Here is a 24,834-nt window from a genome sequence, read left to right as displayed (position 1 = left end):
CTAAACAGAAATAGAAGTATGGAAATTAAAAAAGTTCTTGTAGCGAATAGAGGAGAAATTGCCATACGAATATTTAGAGCTTGTGTTGAAATTGGGGTAAGAACAGTTGGTATATATACATATGAAGATCGATATTCTTTACATAGATATAAAGCCGATGAATGCTATCAAATAGGAGCAGATAACGAGCCCTTAAAACCATATTTAGATATTGACGCTATTATAAAAGTAGCAAAAGAAAATAACGTGGATGCCATACATCCCGGGTACGGTTTTCTATCTGAAAATGCAAAGTTTGCTGCGGAATGTGAAGCAAACGGAATAATTTTTGTCGGCCCTAAGGTTTCTGTGCTTAAGGCCTTGGGAGATAAAATAACCGCTAAAGAAGTTGCTGTTGCCAACGATATTCCAGTTATTTTAAGTAGTGATAAAGATTTAGTAAATATTAAAATTGCTGTATCCGAAGCAAAAAAAATAGGATATCCTGTAATGCTAAAAGCAGCTTCTGGTGGAGGTGGACGTGGAATGCGTGTTATACGAACTGAGGAAGAGTTGCGAAAAGGATTTCCTGAAGCTAGAAGAGAATCTTTAAATGCTTTTGGTGATGACACTGTATTCCTTGAAAAATTCGTTGAAAATCCCAAACATATTGAGATACAAATTATGGCAGATACCCATGGCAACATGGTGCATTTGTATGAAAGGGATTGTTCGGTACAACGCCGATATCAAAAAGTAATTGAATTTGCGCCTTCATTGGGTTTGCCCCAAGAAACTAAAGATAAGCTCTACCAATATGCTATAGCCATTTGTAAAGCGGTTAACTATAATAATATTGGTACGGTTGAATTTTTGGTTGATGATGACGGCAGTATTTATTTCATAGAGGTGAATCCACGTGTTCAAGTTGAACATACGGTTACCGAAATGATTACTAATATAGATTTGATAAAAGCGCAGTTATTTATTGCTGGTGGTTATAAATTATCGGATCAGCAAATTAAAATAGCCAACCAAGATGCTGTTCAAATTACTGGTTTAGCATTGCAGTGTAGAATTACAACTGAAGACCCTGCAAATGATTTTAAACCAGATTATGGTGTAGTAACTACCTATAGAAGTGCCTCGGGCTTTGGAATACGCTTGGATGCAGGTAGTATATACCAGGGTGTTTCGATTTCTCCATTCTTCGATTCTATGCTAGTAAAGGTGTCGGCAAGAAGCCGAACATTAGATGGGTCTTGTAGAAAAATGCGTAGGGCTTTGGCAGAATTTCGTATTCGTGGTGTGAATACAAACATGGCCTTTTTAGATAATATATTAAAACATCCTACTTTTAGAGAAGGTAAGGTGACCGTGAATTTTATAAAAAATGAGCCTAAACTTTTTGAATTTGTAGAACCAAGAAATAGAGCAAATAAATTAATTCAATTTTTAGGAGATACGATTGTTAATGGAAACCCAGATGTAAAGAAAATAGACCCAACACTTGTATTTTCTAAACCTATAGTTCCTTCAGTTCCAAAAATGGATAATTACCCAAAAGGTACCAAGGATTTGTTAACGGAACTTGGACCAGATAAATTTTCGCAATGGTTGAAGAAAGAGAAAAAGATTCATTTCACAGACACCACTATGCGCGATGCGCATCAGAGCCTTTTGGCAACAAGAATGCGAACGAATGATATGCTAAAAGTGGCTGAAGGCTACAGTAAAAATCATCCTGAGATTTTTTCTATGGAAGTTTGGGGCGGTGCAACTTTTGATGTTTGTCTCCGATTTTTACAAGAAAATCCTTGGGAGCGCTTAGCTTTATTGCGAAAAGCCATGCCAAATGTACTATTGCAGATGTTAATTAGAGGTTCAAATGGTGTTGGTTATACAGCATATCCTGATAATCTAATTGAAAAATTTGTAGAAGAATCATGGAATACTGGTGTTGATGTTTTTCGAATTTTCGATTCTTTAAATTGGATGAAGTCTATTGCTCCGTGTATAGAGCATGTTAGAAAAAGAACAGGTGGTTTAGCAGAAGGTTCTATTTGCTATACTGGAGATATTTTAAATCCTTCTAAGACTAAATATGATTTAAAATATTATATGCAGTTAGCTAAAGACATTGAAAATGCTGGAGCGCATATTTTGGGTGTTAAAGATATGGCAGGCCTACTTAAACCTGATGCTGCCTTTACTTTAATTAAAGAGTTGAAATCTGAAATTAATATTCCTATTCATTTACATACACATGATACTTCTTCCGTACAAACTGCAACATATTTAAGAGCAATTGATGCGGGAGTAGATGTGGTTGATGTTGCATTGGGTGGACTTTCTGGCCTTACATCACAACCTAATTTTAATTCTGTACTCGAAATGTTACGCTTTCATAAGCGTGAAAATGAAATGAATACGGAAAAGTTGGCAGAATATTCTAACTACTGGGAAACTGTTCGTAAATATTATTACACTTTTGAATCTGGATTAAAATCAGGTACAGGTGATGTATATAATCATGAAATACCTGGCGGACAATATTCTAATTTAAAAGGTCAGGCTATTGCACTTGGCTTAGAAGATAAGTTTAACCAGGTTACTAAAATGTATGGTGAGGTCAATAAACTGTTTGGCGATATTGTAAAAGTTACACCAAGTTCAAAAGTGGTTGGTGATATGGCTCAATATATGATTAGTAATGACCTAACTATTGAAGAAGTAATGGAGCGTGGTGATGAAATTTCATTTCCAGAATCTGTTAAAAGTTTTTTTAGAGGTGAATTAGGTCAGCCTGTTGGAGGCTTTCCGAAAAAGATTCAGAAGTTAGTTTTAAAAGGTGAAAAGCCTTTTACGAATAGGCCAAACGCTCATCTTGATTCAATAGATTTTGATAAGGAGTTTAAAGCTTTTAAAAGAAAATTTAAAAAAGGAATGGGTCGTGATTTAGAGATAACAGATTTTTTATCTTATAAGTTGTATCCAAAGGTCTTCACGAATGCTTATAACAACCACGTTAAGTATGGTAATGTGATGAATATTCCTACCAAGAATTTCTTTTATGGAATGGAAGTAGGTGAAGAAATAATGGTAGAATTAGATCGTGGTAAAAATGTTTTGATTTCTTTAATGCAAAGAGGTGAGCCTGACCTTGATGGAAACGTGAGTATCTTCTTTAAAATTAATGGGCAAATAAGAAATGTGCTTATTAAAGATACTACTGTAAAAGTGAGCAAAGTAGAGAATCAAAAAGCTGATAGTTCTAATACAAAACATGTTGGTTCACCGTTACAAGGTTTGTTGTCTAATGTGTTAGTAAAGAAAGGACAGGAGGTTAAAAAGAATCAGCCATTGTTTGTAATAGAAGCTATGAAAATGGAAAGTACGGTTGTAGCTATTACTGATGGTATTGTAGATAAGGTATTATTGGAAGGAGGCTCATTAGTAAATTCTGAAGATTTAGTTGTGGTGTTGAGATAAGTTAGATTAACTTAATTCGGGACCAGCAATTAAGTACTGTGTTTTTTGAGAAGTGTGATTTATGTTGCTTTTTAAATACATTCTCGTAAAGCTCCGTTGTATTTCAAAACCAATAGTTATGAGCCATTCTACAAATTCGGTTTCTTCCTGAAACACATCTACTAAAATTGGTTTTCCTGAAAGATTGATTAGTGTTTTACCAAGTAAAATTTTACTGTCAGATGTAGATTGGGCGATTAATGGACCAATTTGATAATATTTGCTTCCGTTGCGACCTAAAATAAAACCTGTAATTTCACCTTTTTTTCTCAGACACCAATTGTTAGTGTTTTCTTGTTTTAATAATTGCATGAATAGGGCAAGGCGGTTTACACCGTAAGCTTTTTTGTCAAATTCAGCTATCTCGTTTATGTTATTTTTTGTAATTGGTTGTAGTGTGGTGTCGTATAATGGAGCTTCTTTTAAACTTAATAACAAAGTTGATGTCATTCTTAAAACCTCTTGTGTTGTTTTAAAACCTAATTTTTTATAAACGGGTATTCCGGCTAGAGTGGCGTCAAGTTTTATAGATGTAATAGATTTCAGACTTTCAATAATCGTATTCATCAATAACTTACCTATGCCTAAACCGCGATAGTCTTTTGAAACAAGCATCATGCCTATCCAAGCTAACTTATTCCCATATATCATTGCGGTTACTGTGCCTAGGATTTTATTTTTGTAGCAGGCAACAAAGCAATGTTTAGGATTTAGATTAATCAATAAGCTCCAATCCAATTCAGTTTGATTCCACTGTTCGGCATTTTTTAATTGCATGATGCTGTCCATATCCTCAATGAGCATTGGTCGTATAGTAATCTCATTTTTTTGTAAAGAATTTGACATATAGAAGACTAAAATACCATTTATTATAAAGATTAGGATTAGTTAGATATTTGGCTTTTAAGAAAAAAATAACGACAGCGATTTTAGCAAGTGTAATTGTAGTGGTAATTTGTAAAAAAAATATGTTATGCAGGATTTAAAGAATAAAGTAGCTTATATAACAGGAGGTTCTAAAGGAATAGGATACGGAGTAGCACAAAAATTAATTGCTGCCGGAATGAAGGTGGCTATTAGTGGACGTACCTTAAAAACAGTACAACAGGCGGCTGATTACCTTGGTGATTCTGATACTGTTTTAGCACTAGCTTCCGATGTTAGTAATCTTGATGATGAAAAGACTGCTGTTGCTGCCATAATTGAGAAATGGGGTCAGCTTGATGTTGTTCTTGCAAATGCCGGTGTGGGTCATTTTATGCCTGTAGACGAGATGTCTATAGAGTTTTGGAACAATATGATTGATACAAACTTAACCGGGGTATTTTACACCTTAAAAGCCTCTGTTGAGGCATTAAAACATTCTAAAGGGTATTATATGACTTTAGCTAGTTTGGCTGGAACTAATTTCTTTGCAGCCGGTGCAGGCTACAATGCAACTAAGTTTGGAGTAGTAGGTTTTACACAAGCAGTAATGCTTGATCTTAGAAAATATGATATAAAGGTCTCCACAATTATGCCAGGCTCTGTAGCTTCCAATTTTAACAATAACGAACCTGATGAAAAAGATGCTTGGAAAATTCAGCCTGAAGATATAGGAAAATTGGTATTAGATTTATTAAAAATGCATCCAAGAACTTTGCCTAGTAAAATTGAAGTTAGGCCTACAAGACCTGATAAAAAATAGAGCTTTGTTAAACTTCTTTTTCAATTATAGGTGTTTTAGGGTCGCAGATTTCTAAAATTAATTTTTTTAGTTGATTTTGGAAATCTACGAGAGTGTCTTCTGTTATCATAGTAATCTTTTTTGCTCCTCTAGTTCTTTTATCTTTAAGGGCAAATTTTAAAACTCCTGCCGGTAGGTTTTTAAATGAAACAATACCGGATTCAAAATTTTCAATAAATTTTTGTTTATTAAACATTAATGAATAACATAATAATTGAAAGGCTTTACTGTAATCATAATCAGCAGTAATTTCCTGCCAATCCACAATTTCTACATTTTTAGATTCTACTTTTCCGGTTTTATAATCAATTATTCGAATTATACCATCTTTCTCATCTATTCGGTCTAGTTTACCTTTTAAAACCACTGGAAAATCAAGTTCTGGAATAGCTAAGGTAATTTTAAACTGTTGTTCAAGTCCTATTATTTTAATGTTATGTTGTTTTACCTCTTCAATTTCATTGTCAATATAATTCTCAATATACTTTACGATTACATTAAATGCGATTAAGTTTTTACCAGTACTAAAATCTCCTCCGGCATAGGTTTTTTCAAATTGAAAGTTGACCAGTTCAGGGATTTTAGATTTTAGTGATATAAGAGTTTTTGTCTCTAATTCTTTTCCTAAAAACTCGGTATACATTATTTCAAGTGTATCGTGTACAATTGTTCCAAATGTATTAGCAGCTACAGTCTCTTCAACTTCTGTTAGATCCTCAATTTTTAAGAGGTTACGTTTATAGAAATCTATAGGATTTCGAATATAATTACTTAAAGAAGTAGGTGAGAAACCAGAAGCCGCATGTTTTTTAATTAATTCGATTAGGCTTATATCTTTAGTTATAGTTATTAGTTCATTTTTAATAGGCGTAATTTCTGGAGAAACAATAGCTTCTCGTATATCACTTTTCTTATTTTTATCTGTTAATAGTTGTAATAGCAACCTACTTTTTTCGCCTCCTTCTAATACGTCAGAATCCGTATTATATAGTAGAAATATGTTTTTTGCACGTTGGAGAATACGATAGAAATGGTATGTGTAAACCGCATCTTTTTCTTTATATGAGGGTAAGCCAAAACTATGCTTTAGATCCATCGGAATAAATGAATTGTTTGTTTTCCCTGATGGTAATATACCCTCGTTTACCGAAGTAATTATGATTGTTTCAAAATCTAGATTTCTACTTTCAAGCATTCCCATAACCTGAAGTCCTTGGAGTGGTTCTCCTTGAAAATCTAGAGTTTCTTTTGATAATAATTCTTTGTATAAACTATTGAGTGATTTTAAGTCATTAACAAAAGGGTATTTTTCGATTAAGTCGTGTAGTTGATTGAATAATTTGTGAAACCGATAAAGATATTCTAGTTCAAGATTATTAGTTCCTGTTAAAAGTTTTATTCGAATTGAATCAATAATGTTTAAACAATTTTCTAAGAATGTTTTTGTATCAGGAACATCATTGGTAAATAGTAATTTTAAAATCTGTATTTGTTGAGGGCAAGTTTTTATAAGTTGTGCATTTTGTATAAATGACCAGTTTTGTTCTGCTATTTTCTTCGATATTAAATGCGCATAATTTGTTTCTTTATCGCTTAATAATATTTGAAGGTATGGGTGAGACAAAAAATCTTGAATTGTACGATGATACCAACCTTTACTTTCTTTATTTATATACAATTGCATTAATTGTTCAAAAAGACTAGCTACTGGGGTTCCGCTTAACGGGTATCCCATAGTAATATTAATACTATTTATTTCATTTGGTATAGAATTAAGTACTGGATTTAAAATAGTTTCATCTCCTAAAATTACGGCAGTATTTTTAAGATTATTACTTACTTGAGCGCTAAGTAAATTACCAACATATTTAGCCTGAGAAACATTTTTAGGTAAGCCTATAATATCAATATTCTTAGATGATTGATAATGATTGCTGATACCAATCATTTCTGAGTTTTCGAAATAATCCCAAGTTTTAAGATACCCTCTTAAGAAAAAACTTGCGTCATGTACTGGGTCGTCTAAAAAGTATTGATCTATATCCCAAAATATTTTGTTTTTAGGATTAGCTATTAATTTTTGAATAATTAAAGTTTCAGATTTATTTAGTGCATTAAAACCAATGAATATATGAGTCTTGTCAATTGTTTCTTGTATGTAATCATCTAATTTTTCATAAGCTTTTCTATAAATTAAACCTTGATGACCAATATTTTGACTGGTTAAGCTTTTATTAAATGCATGATATAATGGTTTTAACTGTTTCCAGAATTGAAAATAGTCTTCCATCATTTTTGTTTTTTCGAAATCTGGCGACCAATGTGAAATTTCTTGAATATCAGTTAGGTTCGAAAATAATTTGTTCGCATCAACTAAATAGCGGTCGATTTCATTGAAATCTTGTAATAATGTGCTGGCCCATTTCGAAAAAGAATAAAAATCCGTTTTATCATCATTTGAATTAATTAGATGGATTTTATATAGTTCAAATAATTGTTGTGTATGGGTTGCAGTAGTTAACTTAGAAATGTTTTCTACAAAGTTTTCTATACTGACTATTTGGGGGGCAAAAAGAGTTTTTTTTGAAGCTTTTGCTAGTGCTTTGCGCAAAAATGTACCACTACGTTTACTGGGTAGAATAAAAATGACGTTTTCTAGTTTGTCGTATTCTTGACATACCTTTTCAGCGACCTCTTCTAGAAAACTTTGCATATGCTAAAATAAAAAAGCCCTGACAATTAAGTCAGGGCTTTCATATAAATATTTACTTAAACGGAAACCTAAAGTCTTATTTTACTAAGTTGATTTCTGTTCTTCTGTTTTCTTTTCTTCCGCTTCTTGTGTTGTTAGAAGCGATTGGCTTAGACTCACCATAACCAATTGCAGTTAATCTATCTGATGCTATACCTTCAGCGATTAAGAAATCTCTTACTGCATTAGCACGTTTTTCAGATAAAGCTTGGTTAGTTTTTTCACCACCTACACTATCAGTGTGACCTTCAACTGTAAATTTAGAATTTGGATATTCACCTAAGATTCTGATGATATCAACAAATACAGAAGTAGTTTCTGGACTCAAGCTTGATTTACCTGTAGCAAATAAGATTGTTTTAGCATAGTCATTTAATTGTTTCTGAACTTCTTCAGTAACTTCAGGACAACCAGCGTTAGCAACTGTACCAGCAACATCTGGACATTGATCATCTTTATCTAATACGCTATCACCATCTTTATCAGCCCAAGGACATCCTTTGTTTTCAGCAGGACCTGCTTCATTAGGACACTCATCATCCTTATCAGCAACACCATCACCATCAGCATCAGGACAACCGTTCATTTCTTTAGAACCAGCTTCATTAGGACAGCTATCTTTGCTATCTTCAATACCATCACCGTCAGCATCTGGACAACCATTGAATGCTTCTAAACCAGCAACCTCTGGACAAGCATCATCTTTGTCATATATACCGTCACCATCAGTATCAGTACCACCAAATTTAACTTTGATACCAGCTAAATGCTGAAAATGAGTAGATAAATAATCTTCAAATGCATGTTTGTAAACTGTTTGTACAGAAAGACCAATATTGTCAGTAAACCAAAAGTTAAGACCAATAGATCCGTTAACTGTACCAGCACCAACTTCATCAATCCAAGTATAACCACCACCAACTTCAACGAAAGGATCGATTACTGTTTCTTTTAAGAAATTATACTTGATGGTACCATCAAGACCGTAATAAGAAAGATCAGCTACGTCTTCATCTCCCCATTTACTTATTTTATTTAATGAACCTCTAGCTCCAATAGAAAATCCATCGCCTATTGACTTCGATACCGCAACAGTTGATATTGAAGGAAGAATATTCCAGTGGTCTGTCGCATTAAAGAACTCATTACCAAAAGAACTAACGTCACTAGTTGGGTATACGTCAATGGCATTTACCCCAAAGCTCACTGCCCAAGGATTGTTCTCGTCTTGCGCTTGTATGTTGTTAAAACCTACAACAAGTAGAGCAACAACTAATAATTTGCTAAGATGTTTCATGTTCAAATTTTTAAGTTTAAGTGTTTATTAGCCGCAAATGTAAGTTGTTAAATATTATTAACAAAATCAATTTCTTATTTTTTTAATGCATTTTTTTTGTAGAATGATGCATTTAAACGATATTAATGGCCCTCCTAACGGTAAAATTTAATGGTTGGTTTCGTTCTAGAGTCTCTGCTATATGGGTTTATGGGCTAATTACTTTACTGCCTGACATACCTTTCAGTATTATAAGAAAGAAAAAACTTATATGAATTATTCTTCTTTTTATTAATCTTTTGGTTTTTTAAAAATTGATTTCGGTCCTAATTTTAACGTATTATTGGTGATTAATATCCTTTATTGCGGTTGAAAATTACTTGTATTAGTTACAAATTGAAGGTTTTAAGCGACTTTAACTAGAATCTTGCAAGTTAAATGTAGTGTTAAGAGAAAAAATGACGTGTTGGTTCTACTTACACAAAATCTAATCTTATATCCGTATTTATATAAACAATAATTTTGTTCTTAACAACATAACCAATTTCTAATAGGGCATCAGCATAAGAATAGATTTGCTCTTTGTGTTTTGGGTTTTTCATTCCAGTTTTATAATCGATAACTGTGGCTTCGTTGTTAAATATAGCGATACGGTCGGGACGTAGTAGTTTGCCTTCCGCGGTTAATATATCACGTTCATTTAAAATAGTGTATTTATCTGAAAAGTACTCCTTAAGCTTATCGTGTTCTACTATTTTTTTTAAAATGTTTGTAATAGATACAATTTCATCCTTAGTTATATCACCATTTTTAAGAACAGCCTCTAATGCTTTTTCTAAATTATTTTCAGTTTCTATTAATCCTAATATATGATGTATTAATGTGCCATGAGAAAGTGCTTCTTCTCTATTTGTGTTCCACAACATGCCTCCTGAAGTAACAATATTGAAATCTGGCCGATCTCTAAAAGAATATTGATAAGGGAGTGTTTCTGAAACTTCCATGCTTGATGTATTGTTTTCAGACTTTTCTAAACTACCAAATTCATAACTAAATAAATCATCTTGCCAAAGATTTTTGGTGATTAAGTAATTCATGTACATTTCTGAATAACTACCTGTTTTATTGTTTTTTGATTTAGTGGACTTTTTTTCGCTAATAATATAGAGTGCTTTCTCTGCTCTAGTTTGTGCAACGTAAAGTACATTCATGGCATCTAATTCCATCATCTGTTCTTCGTCTTCAAAAAGTGTAGCTGCTTCATTTGGATAGTCTTCCAATTCACTTTTTTCAGTTAAAAGCATTTCATCAAAACCATTAAATAATTTTGGATCAGTAGGTGACCAGAGCATTTTATTTGTTCTATTGTAGATATTTGCATCAGCAAATGGAAAAATAACTATTGGAAACTCTAAACCTTTTGATTTGTGAATTGTCATAATACGAATCGCATCAAGATTTTCTGGACTCGCGATTGCCAATTTGTCTTTCTTCTTTTCCCAATAGTTTAAAAAATACTGGATACTTCCCCCATCTCGTTTTTCAATATCCAATAATGTATCCATTAAAAAGATAAGATATGCATCTGAAGTTGGTGCAAGATTAAATTGTCTAATAGCATATTCCAAACTATCGAAGGCCGATAGTCTTTCAGTTCTAGATAATAAAAAATTATATTCCGTATTAAGGAAGCTATCTAGTTTTTCTAAGTGCATATAAATGAACTCATGTTTTAAACTATTTGTCGGAGCTAAAAATTCTAAAATATCATAGGCTAAAGCTCTTTCTTGAAATCCGGTTGCATAACTTAATAGATTTATTAAAAAACGAACTTTTGAACTACTTTTAAGTAAAAGACTATCTGATGATATTATAGGTATATCATTTTCGGATAGATAATCGGCTAATACGGCACCTTTAGTATTACTTCTAACTAAAATGGTTATGTCTTTATAAGGATAATTCTTTTCTTTTATTTCATTTATAGTAGACAGAACTTGTTGGCAATAGCTTTCGGTTGTGTCTACCTCTGTTTCTTTTGAAATAAAGTCTAATTTAACATAGCCACCCTTTTTAGCATTGGTTTGTTGTTGGTTACCCTCTACAAATAAACTTTGATAGGTTTTTTTGTTTAAAAAATCACTCGACCAGGAGAAAAAATCATTATTAAACTGTATAACTTCATCAAAACTTCTATAGTTAACAGGTAGATTATTTACTTCTGGCTGAATTACAAACGGATTTTTAAAATCACCAGCTAAGTCAATAAATTGTTCTGCTTTGCCACCTCGCCACCTATAAATTGCTTGTTTGGCATCACCCACTAAAAATAGGGATCCACCTTCGCTAGCCAATGCATTATCAATTAACGGTACAAGATTACCCCATTGAGCAGCTGATGTGTCCTGAAATTCATCAATGAAGTAGTGTCGGTATTTTTCTCCTAGCCGCTCATAAATAAATGGTGCTGGCTGATTCTTAATTTCTTTAGAGATTATTTGATTGAATTTGAAAATTGGAATCTGATCGCGTTCTTTTTCAATCGCAATTACTTCTTGCTGAATTACACTTAACACAGTTAAAGGAACGAGGTTTCTATATATATTGTTTAGGAAAGAACGATTGTAAACCGTAGCCTTTAATTTAATGTAATTATTGAGCATCGTTTCAAGAAACTCATTTGACGGCGGTTCTACACCTTTTTTTAAGATAGTTCCTTTTTCTAAATTCTCTTGTAATTTATTATTATATAAGGTTGAAGGATTAAATTCTTTACTTAGAAACTTTTTGAAATGATTTGGTAGGGTTTGTCTCGGGAAATCTTCCAATTGTAGACCACTTTTGGTTATTTCCTCTAAACTATCTGTGGCTAACCCTATTAATTCATTTTCTAAATCATTTATTCTTTGCGTGATTATTTTTTTTAATTGAATAAAATCTGGCATCTTTTTTAATGCCAATTTTTCTAAATGATTAGCATGGTTTTCTTGAAATATTAATTGACCGATTTTATTTAAATCGAATGATATATCCCAACTTCGATTATCATCAATTTTTTCCAAAGCAAACTCAATAAGAGTTCTTGTTAACTGTTTATCGCTACCAGCTTTTTGAACCACTCTAGATATTGCTTCGTCAAGTAATAAATCTGTTTCCACAATAGGTTCGAAATTCTGAGGTAGTTTTAAATCCTTGGCAAAAGTTCGAATAACACGATGTGTAAACTTATCTATTGTAGAAACATCAAAAAAAGCGTAGTTGTGAAGTATATATTTTAAAGTATAATCACTTTTTTTTCTTAGCTGTTCTGCAGAAACATCTAATTCTTTCATTACATCTAAAAATAGACTTTTGCTTTTATCAGGGAGCTCTTGAAGACTAAAATCGAACAAGCTGGATAAAACGCGCTCTTTCATTTCATTTACCGCCTTGTTTGTAAATGTTATGGCTAGTATGTTTTTAAAACTATTGTTTTCGCTTAAGGCAATTTTTAAATACTCTTTAACTAAAGTATGGGTTTTGCCAGAACCGGCAGAAGCATTGTAAATTTTAAAACTAGTTGTTTGCAAGTGCTTTTTAATGCAAATTACTAATTCTAAAAGAGTTCTTAACAAATTATTAGTGCATTATGTTTGTTAAAAAATGTAAATTTGACGGAAATGAATATTAATTTAAAAACAATATAAAATGGCTTTTGAACTACCTAAATTGCCTTATGCATATGATGCATTAGAACCACATATTGATGCACGTACTATGGAAATTCACCATACAAAACATCATAATGGCTATACAACAAAATTGAATGCTGCTATTGAAGGAACAGATCTAGAAGGAAAATCTATAGAAGATATTTTAACAAATTTAGATATGTCGAATTCGGCAGTTCGAAATAATGGAGGTGGTTTTTTTAATCACTCAGTGTTTTGGAGTGTAATGTCACCTGATGGAGGTGGAGAACCTTCTGGTGAATTAGCGGATGCAATTAATGACGCTTTTGGTTCTTTTGAATCTTTTAAAGAAAAATTTAGTGCTGCCGCAGGAACTAGATTTGGGTCAGGTTGGGCATGGTTATGCGTACAGCCAGGAGGTAAAGTAGAAGTTTGTTCTACACCAAATCAAGACAATCCTTTAATGCCAAATACTGGATGTGGAGGTTACCCAGTTCTAGGACTAGATGTTTGGGAACACGCTTATTACTTAAATTACCAAAATAGAAGACCTGATTATGTAGGTGCATTTTTTAATGTAATTAATTGGGACAAAGTAGCTGAGTTATACGCTGCAAACAAATAGAAATACGCTAAGTAAATAAAAGCTTCTAAGATTAGTTTCTTAGAAGCTTTTTTTATGTCTTTTTTTAAATAGAAAAGGGTAGAGAAATCTCTACCCTTTTCGTCCCAAATCTTACCATAAACTTAACCTACTTATGCTATGGCGAAACTAAATTACTGGTATTGGGGGAAATAAAAAAGGAATTTTACGACTTTTTAAGTTATTTAAATTACAAATTTTGGAAGAAAAAGTTGCTAATATTTGCTATAACCTTGCCAATTAGTAGGTTTATGACAAATAAAAAGGCGGAACAATGTTCCGCCTTTTTCCCCAAATCTTACCATGAACTTAACCTACTTATGCTATGGTTCTCCAAAAATAGAGTGAATAAACTCGATAATAAAAGGTTTTAGATGAATGGTGAGTTGTTTGGTTAAAAGGTGAAAATTTGGTTTTTGTCTTATTTTTTTAGAAGAAAAGGAATACAAAATTTTGTGATAAAAGGATTTTTTTGAAGTTTTTCGAGTTCACCTTTTAATTCCAGAATATCATTTTATAGGACTACTTAGAAAGCTAATAATTTGCTGAAATTAAAGTGAAGGGATAATGCAAATGAAGGTGACTAATAAAAATAAAAAGGCGGAACAATGTTCCGCCTTTTTCCCCAAATCTTACCATGAACTTAACCTACTTATGCTATGGTTCTTCAAATATATAGCGTGACTTTGCTGTATTAAAACATCTTTGTTGAACTCCCCACTTTTCTGTTAAACTGTATTTTCGAAACTAAAAAGTATATAAAATCTAAAGGAAATATGAAGTAGTGAGAATAACAATTGGATAGTTAGTGAATCATAAGATAATTCTTATAACAAGTATTAGTCTTTTCGTAAATGTAATGTGTAAATATTATGCAAATAAAAAGGTGGAGAGAACTCCACCTTTTTGCCCCAAATCTTACCATGAACTTAACCTACTTATGCTATGGCAAGTCTAAAAATAGCTTTGCTATATGTCAAAATTGTTATAAACCCGACTAATGACCTGAATTATCGATGAAATACACTTTTTGATGTATTTCATCGATAAGGGTCTAATCTGGATTAAGTTAATAAGCTCTTTGGTTTTTGCCTTCGTAGAAATTTATAAAAGCTCTATTTACTACTCTGTTACCACCATGTGTAGGATAATTACCGGTAAAATACCAGTCCCCAAGATTTTTCGGACATGCGATATGTAGGTTATCTATAGTTTGATAAATTATCTCAACTTCGGCTTTTATATTTTCAGAAGTCAATAACTCTCCAATTTTTACTGATATATCATCAGGCGTAAAAGGTTCGTAGAATTCCTTTACATAGTTTACAATGTTTTTATCCTTTTCATTCACTTGTTGAATAGACTTTTTATAGATATCATCTACGAGGTGCATGGTATTGCGTTCTTTATGCAAAGCTAAGGCAGCCCTAAATGCAATAAAGTCTTCTAACTTAGCCATATCAATACCATAACAATCTGGGAATCTTATTTGAGGAGCAGATGAAACTACAATTATTTTTTTAGGAGACAATCTATCCAATATTCGAATTATACTTTTCTTTAAAGTTGTACCACGAACAATACTATCGTCAATAATAACCAGGTTGTCGTTCTTTTTAACTGAACCATAGGTAATATCATAAACATGCGTTACTAAATCATCTCTACTACTATCTTGTGTAATAAAGGTTCTTAGTTTGGCATCTTTAATGGCGACCTTTTCAATACGTGGTCTTACTTTAAGTATGTCGTGTAATTTTTCTCTTGAAATTGAAGGTCCTATCGCTAAGATTTCCTCTTCTTTATTTTTGTTTAAATAATTTTGAGCCTCTTTCACCATACCATAGAAAGATGTTTCTGCGGTGTTGGGAATGTAAGAGAAAACAGTATTCTTAATATCGTTATTTATCGATTTTAAAATCTGAGGGAATAGTAGTTTTCCTAACTCTTTTCTTTCCTGATATATTTCTTTATCACTACCTCTAGAAAAATATATTCGTTCAAAAGAACAGGCTAATCTTTCTTTAGGTTCAAGAATTTGGTTTATGGCTACGCGACCACTTTTTTTAATGATAATTGCATGTCCAGGGTCGAGCTCTTTTACCTCATCATAATTAACATTAAAAACGGTTTGTATAGCTGGCCTTTCTGATGCTACCACTACAACCTCGTCATCTTGATAATAATACGCTGGCCGTATTCCGCCTGGATCTCTTAGCACAAATGCATCGCCATGGCCTAATAGTCCGGCCATAGTAAAACCACCATCAAAATTTTTAGCTGCTCTTTTTAATATTTTGGATACTTTCAAACGATCTGCTATCAGTGCTGATGCTTCTCGTTTTGTATATCCTTCTTTTTTAATTTGCTTGTATAATTTAGCCACAGCATCATCTAAGAAATGTCCGATTTTTTCCATAACCGTAACTGTGTCTACCATGTCTTTTGGGTGTTGCCCTAATTGGACTAAATTGTCAAATAACTCATGAACATTGGTCATATTAAAATTACCCGCAACAATCAGATTTCTGTGCATCCAGTTGTTTTGACGTAAAAATGGATGTACGCTTTCCATACTATTACGACCAAACGTACCATACCGAACATGGCCTAAAAGTAATTCTCCGATATAAGGTATGTTTGCCTTTTGAAGTGCTACATCTTCTTTATACTCCGGATGCTCTAAAAGCTCCGTATTTATTCTATGATTTATCTTGTCAAAGATATCTTGTATAGGTCGTTGTTCTATGGAACGCACTCTACTCATAAAGCGAGAGCCTACGGGTACATCGAGTTTAATACTGGCAAAACCTGCACCATCTTGGCCACGGTTGTGTTGTTTTTCCATCATTAAGTACATCTTGTTCACGCCATAAAAGGCTGAACCATACTTTTCTTTGTAATACTCCAATGGCTTTAAAAGGCGTATCAGGGAAATTCCGCATTCGTGCTTTATAGCATCGCTCATTATATATAGGTATTAAAAAAGCCCTGTTTTTTCAGGGCATGTATTTATTCTATTTCTATGTCAAATTGTGTAAGGGCCTTAAACTGATGAAGCCTTTTACTTACTTCGTCGCGTTTTAAGTTTTCCATACGTTCTGTACCGAATCGTTCAACGCAAAACGATGCCAGATTAGAACCATGGATAACTGCCTTTTTTAAATTTTCAAAACTAGTGTCTTCTGTAGCTGCTAAGTAACCAGAAAAACCACCTGCAAAAGTATCTCCTGCTCCTGTTGGGTCAAATACCTCTTCTAAAGGTAGTGCGGGGGCAAAGAATATATTGCCATTATTAAATAATAATGCTCCGTGCTCACCTTTTTTGATAACCACATATTTTGGACCCATTTTATGAATCGCTTTGGCCGCCTTAATAAGAGAATACTCATTGGTAAGTTGTCGTGCTTCCTCGTCGTTAATGGTTATAACGTCTACCTTTTTAATTACAGCTAATAATTCGTCAAGTGCATTATCCATCCAAAAATTCATCGTATCTAATATGATGAGTTTTGGTCGTTCAGTCATTTGATTTATTACATCCATTTGAATGCTTGGATGAAGATTGCCTAACATAACTACTTCTGCATTCTTGAAATTTTCAGGAACAATTGGATTAAAATCAGCCAATGTATTTAATTCCGTAACTAAAGTGTCACGAGAATTTAAATCGTTGTGGTATTTTCCTTTCCAATAAAAAGTTTTTCCTCCTTTTACAATTTCAATTCCTGAAATATCAATGTTCTTACTCTTAAGTAAATCGAGATATTCTTGAGGTAAATCTTCGCCAACTACCGAAACTATTGCTGAAGACACCTCAAACTGAGAAGCTGACAAACCAATAAAAGTGCCTGCACCTCCTAATATTTTATCAGTCTTTCCGAAAGGAGTTTCAATTTCGTCAAAAGCTACCGTGCCTACAATCAGAAGTTTGCTCATTTATGTAAAAAATTAAGCTGCAAATATACGTTTTGTATTGCTAAAAATGAGATTAGAAGAAATCAAGTTATCAATATTTGTAACCGATTTATTTACGGCCAAAATCTGCAGGAATTTCCCCCCAAACTTTGGTTTCCCATTTTACTATTGGCGTATTATAATCATTTTCTTTAAGCCATTTAAGGGCTCTTCTTATTAAATTGAAAAGTTCTTTGTTTTTAGCAGTTTCTTCAAGCTTGGTATTGCAGGTTTTTTTGCGAATCCAACTCATTGCTATTCTGGAATCAGTGTAAAGTATGCGGTTACTCTTGCGTTCTTTTAAATAAGCTAATCCATGTACTAAGGCTAAAAATTCACCTATATTATTAGTTCCTTGTTTAAAAGGACCTTGTTTAAATAATAGTTTTTTGGTTTTGGTGTCTACGCCTTGGTACTCCATTATACCTGGATTACCACTAGATGCTGCGTCAACAGCAATAGAATGATAATTTGGTGTGCCAAACTTTAATAAATCTTCTTGTGAAATTTTAGTGGGTACTTTGCTTTTTTTACTGTAATCGCTATAATTTCCGTTAAATGCCTTTTTTGCCTCTGTAAATGTTGAAAAGGACTTGTATTGAGCGCCTTTGTAACCAGATATTTGAGCTTTGCAATCATTCCAAGTCTCGAAAATGCCTGTATTTTTGCCCTTCCACACCACATAAAATTTCTTTTTTTTGGCCATTAGTTGTCAAATAATAATTTTTTAATTGTACGTGGAAAATGTTCATATTCTAATTTATGAACCTTTACTGCTATTTCAGCTACACTATCATTTTCAAAAACCGGAGTTTTGGCTTGAAAAATAATGGCACCTTCATCATAATTTTCATTTACATAATGTATTGTTATGCCAGTTTCGGGTTCATTATTCTCTTTTACAGCTTTATGAACATTATTTCCATACATTCCTTTGCCGCCATATTTTGGTAATAAAGCGGGATGAATGTTTATAATTTTTGTAGGAAAATCTTGAATAATATTTTCAGGCATTTTCCAAAGAAACCCTGCGAGAATTATTAAGTCTGGTTTTGTGTTTATTAAAAGGTCTCTAATGACATTGGTTTTATAGAAGGCATTTTTGTTGAAGTATAAACAACTGATATTTAATCTATTACATCTATCAATAACTTTGGCATCGCTTTTGTTAGTTAGTACGACGGAGGCAATAACTGAACTGTTATTCTCTTGAAAGTAACGTACGATGTTTTCAACATTAGATCCAGAACCAGAGGCAAATAGTACTATTTTTTTCATGAGTAAAACATCGATTATTGTTTAAATAAATACAGGACGAAATTAACACACTTGTGGTAAATTTTTTAAAATAGAGTACATTTTAACCGTAAATAGTGTTATTAATCTAAAGTTTTTTATTTTTGCCATCAGTTAAAATTATAAAACCAAATTATTATGTCAGACATTGCATCAAGAGTAAAAGCTATCATCATTGATAAATTGGGTGTTGATGAAAACGAAGTAGTATCAGAAGCTAGCTTTACGAACGACCTAGGGGCCGATTCATTGGACACCGTCGAGTTGATCATGGAATTCGAAAAAGAATTCGATATTCAAATTCCGGATGACCAAGCAGAAAATATCGCTACTGTAGGTCAAGCCATCAGTTATATAGAAGAAGCGAAATAATTTTATGCTTACTTGATAAGATTTAAAAATTATCCATGTGGTACGATGCTGCATGGATATTTTTTTTTAATTTCACTTTGCTCAATAAAAAAGCGGTTCATGCAATTAAAAAGAGTTGTAGTTACAGGATTGGGTGCTTTAACACCTATAGGAAATAACGTAGAGGAATATTGGGAAGGTTTAAAAAGCGGAAAAAGTGGTTCCGCCACGGTTACCCATTTCGAAACCGATAAGTTCAAAACAAAGTTTGCTTGTGAAATCAAAAATTATAATCCTGAGGATTATTTTGATAGAAAAGAAGCTCGTAAGCTTGATAGATTTGCGCAATTTGCACTAATATCTTCAGATGAGGCTATAAAAGATTCTAATTTGGATCTTGAAGCTGTTGATAAATTTCGTGTTGGTGTAATCTGGGGTGCGGGTATTGGAGGAATTCAAACCTTTCAAGATGAAGTTATGAACTTTGCAGAAGGAGATGGAACACCTCGTTTTAATCCATTCTTTATACCAAAAATGATTGCAGATATTGCACCTGGTCATATCTCTATTAAACATGGTTTTATGGGGCCAAATTACACAACTGTTTCGGCTTGTGCTTCTGCGGCTAATGCAATGATAGATGCTCTAAATTATATTAGACTTGGACATTGCGATGTAGTTGTTACTGGTGGTAGTGAAGCTGCCGTTACAATTGCTGGTATGGGTGGTTTTAGTGCAATGCATGCCTTGTCTAAAAGAAACGAAAGTCCCGAAACAGCATCCAGACCTTTTGATGCTACCAGAGATGGTTTTGTTTTAGGAGAAGGTGCAGGCGCACTAATATTAGAAGAATACGAACACGCTAAAGCGAGAGGTGCAAAAATTTATGCAGAAGTAGCTGGTGGTGGTCTTTCTAGTGATGCGTACCATATGACAGCTCCACATCCTGATGGAATAGGAGTGGTTAAAGTAATGGAGAACTGCTTAAGGGATGCTGGAATTGGCCTCGATGAAGTTGATGCCATAAATACGCATGGTACTTCTACTCCCTTAGGAGATGTTGCCGAATTAAAAGCTATATCAACAGTTTTTGGTAAACATGCGGCTAACATTAATATTAATTCAACAAAATCGATGACTGGGCATTTACTTGGTGCTGCAGGTGCTATTGAGGCAATTGCATCAATTTTGGCTATGAAACATAATTTAGTTCCTCCGACAATTAATCATACAACTGTGGATGAAAATATTGACCCAAACCTAAATTTAACCTTGAACGAAGCTCAAGAAAGAGAGGTAAATGTTGCTATGAGTAATACTTTTGGTTTTGGTGGACACAATGCATGCGTTGTTTTTAAAAAAATAAGTTAAGCTAAGAAATGAATTTTGCTTCCAATTTATTCAATTCCCATTCTAAAGAGGATGGGGATTTTTTTTTGGGAATGACTAATATTCTTGGTTTTAAGCCAAAGTCGCTTGATATATATAAAAAAGCCTTTTTACATCGATCTGCAAATAAAAAAGATGAAGAAGGTAATCCTATGAATTATGAACGTCTAGAGTTTTTAGGCGATTCTATGTTGGGTACTATAATTTCAAAATATTTGTACGATGAAGTTCCTGAAGGGGATGAAGGATACTTAACCAAAATGAGGTCCAAAATAGTTAGTAGAAAGCACTTAAATGAGTTAGGGAAAGACTTAAATTTAATACAGTTTGTTCATAGTAGGATTCCAAAAACGCATTTTGGTGATAATATACATGGCAACGTCTTTGAAGCTTTGGTGGGTGCTATTTATTTGGATAGAGGTTATAATTATTGCGAGAAATTTATTCATCAGCGAGTAATAGATCCATATGTAGATATAGAACAATTAGAAGGCCGCGTAATAAGTTATAAGAGTTTGGTGATTGAATGGTGTCAAAAACAAAAGAAAACTTTTGATTTTAATGTTTATGAAGATAGTGGAAATGATGCTTTAAAGCATTTCGCTGTAAAACTATCCATTGATGATCAAGTAATAGCTAAAGCAAGGGCAACCTCTAAAAAAAAGGCAGAAGAACGAGCTTCTAAAAGAGCTTTTTTTGCATTACAGGACAAGATGAACAAGTCTTAAAACCGTATTAGAATATTACTATAACGTTATCCTTTGCACATATTTAAATAGCGTAGTAAAATTTTATGGTGGTTTTAGGTAATAAGCCTATATTTACATTTCGCTTTTACATCATTATGGGGACAAAGCATAAGATCTTAGAAGATTTTTATGATGAATGGTTCATGCTCATCGCCATTCATAGCAATTTAGATGATCATGCTTTGGTATATGCCCTTAACTCAACTTTGAAAGCTCAATTTAAAAGAACTAAAAAGGATTTAGAATTAGGTCAAAATCTTTCATTTGCCATGTTTGAGTGGTTCAATGAAAAAACGGATAGTTATTGGTCGCTTTTTCCAAATAGTTCTAACAGTCAAGGTGTCGTAAATATGACAGGTCTTTTTAAAGACATGCCTTCGACTGCAAAACATCTTTTAGTGCCAGAGCACAAAGAAGTTGATTATTTTATTAAAATAGACCAAGAAATAGGAGATATTTCGTTGAAAAATATCCAAGAAATACCAAGCATAATGGCCGTATATATGGTGGATTGTGATAAACTAAATTCAAAAAACAATTTAATATTTTAGGAATGCCTGTACAGAAAAAAACCAAAATAGTTGCAACCCTTGGGCCAGCAACATCTAAGAAAGAGGTGCTGAAAGAAATGATATTGGCCGGTACCGATGTCTTTCGTATTAATTTTTCACATGCAGATTACGATGGAGTTAAAGAACGTATAAAGATAATCCGAGAACTTAATGAAGAACTAGGTACGAATGTTTCTATTCTTGGAGATTTACAAGGACCTAAATTACGAGTTGGCGTTATGGGTGGCGAAATTGTTGTAGCACCAGGTGATGAAATCGATTTTGTTACTGGTACGCCATTCGAAGGTACTGCCGAAAGAGTTTATATGAATTATGCCGCTTTTCCAAAAGATGTGAAAGCAGGTGAACGTGTTTTACTTGATGATGGTAAGCTAATATTTGAGGTAGTAAAAACGAACGGAACAGATACTGTTAAGGCAAAAGTTATACAAGGTGGACCGCTAAAATCTAAAAAGGGTGTAAACCTTCCGAATACTAATATATCGCTACCTGCACTTACAGAGAAAGACGTGAACGATGCCATATTTGCTATTGGACAACAGGTAGATTGGATAGCATTATCTTTCGTGCGCTTTGAACAAGATTGTATTGACCTTAGAAAGATTATTGAGGAACATTCTGATCATAAAATTCCAATTATCGCAAAAATTGAAAAACCAGAAGCTGTAGAGAATATAGACAAGATTGTTGCTCATTGCGATGGTTTAATGGTTGCAAGGGGTGATTTAGGTGTTGAGGTTCCTGCACAAGAAGTCCCATTAATTCAAAAGCAATTAGTATTACGTGCTAAAAAAGCAAGAATACCTGTGATTATTGCTACGCAAATGATGGAAACTATGATTACTAGCCTTACTCCAACACGGGCAGAAGTAAATGATGTTGCTAACTCAGTTATGGACGGTGCTGATGCAGTTATGCTTTCTGGTGAAACCTCTGTAGGTAATTATCCGGTGCAAGTAATTGAAAAAATGGCTAGTATCTTACAAAGTGTTGAAGGGTCTGATTTAATTCATGTGCCACATGATCCTCCACATATTAGAACAAAAAGATATATAACAAAATCAGTTTGTTATCACGCTGCTTTTATGGCAAATGAAATTAAGGCTAAAGCTATTTCAACATTAACAAATAGTGGATATACTGCTTTTCAAATTTCTGCGTGGAGACCAAGTGCCCATATTCTTGTTTTTACATCAAATAGAAGAATTTTAACCCAATTAAATCTACTTTGGGGAGTAAAAGCTTTTTATTATGATAGATATGTTTCTACTGATGAAACTATTGAGGATGTTAACGCTATTGCTTGTAAGAAAGGCTTTTTAGATGTTGGGGATATGCTAATTAGTCTTGCAGCTATGCCTATTAAAGATAAGGGTATGGTAAATACCCTAAGAGTTACAGAAATAGAAAGTTGTAGTTTTTAAGAGAATATACATATCAATTAAATAATTCGAGAATCCTGATTTTTTTAAATCAGGATTTTTGGTTTTTGAATAATTTGTAAGCTATGCGGTTTAATTGAGACTAAAGCTATCTTTAAAATCAACTAATAAGCCTGTAGAAAAATGAAATATGAATTTCACGATGCCAAAATTGGATCTATTCTTGGATTTACAGATGATATTAAAAAAAATGAGAATCTTTTCTCAAATCGTTCTAGTACTATTAGTATTCTTTGGAATAGAAATATAGAAACGGTATTCGTTGAAATAGATGGTTTATCAATTCAGTTATTACCAAACCAATTAATAACCACTACTTATTTACAACATGTTTCGTATAAACCTACACAACAACCTTTAACTGCTTTTCTTTTCAATAGAGAATTTTACTGTATTAATGATCACGATGCTGAAGTTTCTTGCAATGGTATATTATTCTTTGGAACTCAAGACCTGCCAATTATTACTATTCCTGAAAACCAATTTCGAAAGTTTAATACTTTTTATGAAGTGTTTTTAGATGAATTTTCTACACCCGATAGAATTCAAGGCGATATGTTGCAAATGCTATTAAAACGCCTAATTATTATGTGTACTAGATTAGCAAAAGAACAGCTTATAGTTAAAACGCTAGATAATGAGCAAATAGATGTTGTTCGAAAATTTAATGTTTTGGTCGACACACATTTTAAGACTAAAAGGAAAGTTAGCGATTATGCTGATTTACTTTTTAAAAGCCCGAAAACGCTTTCCAACCTTTTTGCCCTTTATAATCAAAATTCGCCTCAACAGATAATTTTGAATCGAATAGCGCTTGAAGCTAAGAGACTCATAACATTTTCAGATAAGCAAAATCAGGAAATAGCACATGAATTAGGGTTTAATGATCCTGCACATTTTAGCCGTTTTTTTAAAAAAATGACGGGTTATTCTCCTTCACAATTCCGAGAATTAGAGACTGTATAAGTATAAAGGGAAATTTCTACATGCCAACGGGCAATACTTCCTAAAAAATACCTCCATTTCAGTCGCATCTTTGCAATGTAATAAAAAACAAAGCAAGATGAATACACCAATAAAATCCATTTTCAATTTAATTGAAATCTTCAGAAAAGGTAAGAAAGCTCCATTAAAATCAATTAATGTAGAAGTTCATTGTGATCAAATGTATCATCATGATTTTTATTGTGATGGCGAAAAATCATTTTTACAATTTTAAAACGGACAGCTTTTAAATACTGTCCACAACTAAATATTTTATAAACATGATATTTCTATAATTATAGAAATGTCCACTAAATGAATTTATTATGAGCAATATTAATGTTCCAAAAAGAGAAGAAGTAAGTACGAGTAATCAAGCAATTTTCGACAATTTAGAAAAAGCAGTTGGTTTTGTGCCAAACCTTTATGCCGCTTATGCGCATTCTGAGAATGCCTTGGCTAATTACCTAAACTTAAGTAATGCTAAAACTTCATTAAACGCAAAGCAAAAAGAAG

18 protein-coding genes and 1 pseudogene are annotated in these 24,834 nt (G+C 33.0%); 11 read left to right on the top strand and 8 right to left on the bottom strand.

Going from position 1 to position 24,834, the window contains the following annotated elements:
• The first annotated feature begins 18 nt into the window (after nt 1-18).
• Entirely contained in the window at nt 19-3,471 is a 3,453-nt protein-coding gene (locus ABJF52_RS16560; protein WP_348152790.1) for a pyruvate carboxylase, read from the top strand.
• A 6-nt stretch (nt 3,472-3,477) separates the two neighbouring features.
• On the opposite strand, the gene ABJF52_RS16555 is transcribed toward ABJF52_RS16560, so the two are convergent.
• Nucleotides 3,478-4,356, bottom strand: coding sequence for a GNAT family N-acetyltransferase (locus ABJF52_RS16555; protein WP_348152787.1), 879 nt, complete (start codon nt 4,354-4,356; stop codon nt 3,478-3,480).
• A 127-nt stretch (nt 4,357-4,483) separates the two neighbouring features.
• Here ABJF52_RS16555 and ABJF52_RS16550 point away from each other — a divergent pair, with 127 nt between their 5' ends.
• The gene (locus ABJF52_RS16550; protein ID WP_348152784.1) at nt 4,484-5,197 is read left to right on the top strand and encodes an SDR family oxidoreductase; all 714 of its coding nucleotides are present in this window, start codon (nt 4,484-4,486) and stop codon (nt 5,195-5,197) included.
• 7 nt (nt 5,198-5,204) lie between these two features.
• Here the strand turns inward: ABJF52_RS16550 and ABJF52_RS16545 are convergent, their stop codons facing one another.
• The 3 genes from ABJF52_RS16545 to ABJF52_RS16535 form a co-directional block, all read right to left on the bottom strand.
• Complete coding sequence (locus tag ABJF52_RS16545) at nt 5,205-7,949, bottom strand: PD-(D/E)XK nuclease family protein (RefSeq protein WP_348152781.1); 2,745 nt, start codon at nt 7,947-7,949, stop codon at nt 5,205-5,207.
• A 76-nt stretch (nt 7,950-8,025) separates the two neighbouring features.
• Nucleotides 8,026-9,285, bottom strand: a complete 1,260-nt coding sequence (locus ABJF52_RS16540) for an OmpA family protein (RefSeq protein WP_348152779.1) — start codon at nt 9,283-9,285, stop codon at nt 8,026-8,028.
• Nucleotides 9,286-9,740: 455 nt separating this feature from the next.
• Complete coding sequence (locus ABJF52_RS16535) at nt 9,741-12,833, bottom strand: UvrD-helicase domain-containing protein (protein WP_348152776.1); 3,093 nt, start codon at nt 12,831-12,833, stop codon at nt 9,741-9,743.
• A 118-nt stretch (nt 12,834-12,951) separates the two neighbouring features.
• On the opposite strand from ABJF52_RS16535, the gene ABJF52_RS16530 reads away from it, so the two are divergent.
• Complete coding sequence (locus ABJF52_RS16530; RefSeq protein ID WP_348152774.1) at nt 12,952-13,560, top strand: superoxide dismutase; 609 nt, start codon at nt 12,952-12,954, stop codon at nt 13,558-13,560.
• A gap of 1,087 nt (nt 13,561-14,647) precedes the next feature.
• Here the strand turns inward: ABJF52_RS16530 and ABJF52_RS16525 are convergent.
• The 4 genes from ABJF52_RS16525 to ABJF52_RS16510 form a co-directional block, all read right to left on the bottom strand.
• Entirely contained in the window at nt 14,648-16,546 is a 1,899-nt protein-coding gene (locus tag ABJF52_RS16525) for an amidophosphoribosyltransferase (protein ID WP_348152772.1), read from the bottom strand.
• Nucleotides 16,547-16,590: 44 nt separating this feature from the next.
• Nucleotides 16,591-17,517 (bottom strand): PfkB family carbohydrate kinase, encoded by a 927-nt coding sequence (locus tag ABJF52_RS16520; RefSeq protein ID WP_348152770.1) that lies wholly within the window; start codon nt 17,515-17,517, stop codon nt 16,591-16,593.
• An 88-nt stretch (nt 17,518-17,605) separates the two neighbouring features.
• Nucleotides 17,606-18,241 carry a ribonuclease H family protein gene (locus tag ABJF52_RS16515; RefSeq protein WP_348152767.1) on the bottom strand — a complete coding sequence of 212 codons (636 nt, stop codon included), beginning with the start codon at nt 18,239-18,241 and terminating at the stop codon, nt 17,606-17,608.
• Complete coding sequence (locus ABJF52_RS16510; RefSeq protein WP_348152764.1) at nt 18,241-18,813, bottom strand: phosphoribosylglycinamide formyltransferase; 573 nt, start codon at nt 18,811-18,813, stop codon at nt 18,241-18,243. The genes ABJF52_RS16515 and ABJF52_RS16510 overlap by 1 nt, the downstream gene beginning before the upstream one ends.
• A 156-nt stretch (nt 18,814-18,969) precedes the next feature.
• On the opposite strand from ABJF52_RS16510, the gene ABJF52_RS16505 reads away from it, so the two are divergent.
• The 8 genes and pseudogenes from ABJF52_RS16505 to ABJF52_RS16470 form a co-directional block, all read left to right on the top strand.
• Nucleotides 18,970-19,203, top strand: coding sequence for an acyl carrier protein (locus ABJF52_RS16505; protein WP_153756429.1), 234 nt, complete (start codon nt 18,970-18,972; stop codon nt 19,201-19,203).
• A gap of 99 nt (nt 19,204-19,302) precedes the next feature.
• Nucleotides 19,303-20,553, top strand: a complete 1,251-nt coding sequence (fabF, locus tag ABJF52_RS16500; protein ID WP_348152761.1) for a beta-ketoacyl-ACP synthase II — start codon at nt 19,303-19,305, stop codon at nt 20,551-20,553.
• 8 nt (nt 20,554-20,561) lie between these two features.
• Nucleotides 20,562-21,299, top strand: a complete 738-nt coding sequence (gene rnc, locus ABJF52_RS16495) for a ribonuclease III (protein WP_348152759.1) — start codon at nt 20,562-20,564, stop codon at nt 21,297-21,299.
• Between the two features lie 116 nt (nt 21,300-21,415).
• Nucleotides 21,416-21,871 carry an IPExxxVDY family protein gene (locus ABJF52_RS16490; RefSeq protein WP_348152756.1) on the top strand — a complete coding sequence of 152 codons (456 nt, stop codon included), beginning with the start codon at nt 21,416-21,418 and terminating at the stop codon, nt 21,869-21,871.
• Nucleotides 21,872-21,873: 2 nt separating this feature from the next.
• Nucleotides 21,874-23,316 (top strand): pyruvate kinase, encoded by a 1,443-nt coding sequence (pyk, locus tag ABJF52_RS16485; RefSeq protein ID WP_348152755.1) that lies wholly within the window; start codon nt 21,874-21,876, stop codon nt 23,314-23,316.
• Between the two features lie 141 nt (nt 23,317-23,457).
• Nucleotides 23,458-24,300 carry a helix-turn-helix domain-containing protein gene (locus ABJF52_RS16480; protein WP_348152752.1) on the top strand — a complete coding sequence of 281 codons (843 nt, stop codon included), beginning with the start codon at nt 23,458-23,460 and terminating at the stop codon, nt 24,298-24,300.
• A 97-nt stretch (nt 24,301-24,397) separates the two neighbouring features.
• On the top strand, nt 24,398-24,553 hold the full coding sequence (locus ABJF52_RS16475; protein ID WP_348152749.1) for a hypothetical protein: 156 nt from the start codon (nt 24,398-24,400) through the stop codon (nt 24,551-24,553).
• Nucleotides 24,554-24,644: 91 nt separating this feature from the next.
• Nucleotides 24,645-24,834, top strand: a pseudogene (locus tag ABJF52_RS16470) (carboxymuconolactone decarboxylase family protein); the annotation flags it as partial.

Source organism: Aurantibacter sp. (assembly GCF_039941195.1).
GTDB lineage: Bacteria > Bacteroidota > Bacteroidia > Flavobacteriales > Flavobacteriaceae > Aurantibacter_A.
Note: the sequence above shows the minus strand (reverse complement) of the source record. Positions and strands in the feature narration are given on the sequence as shown.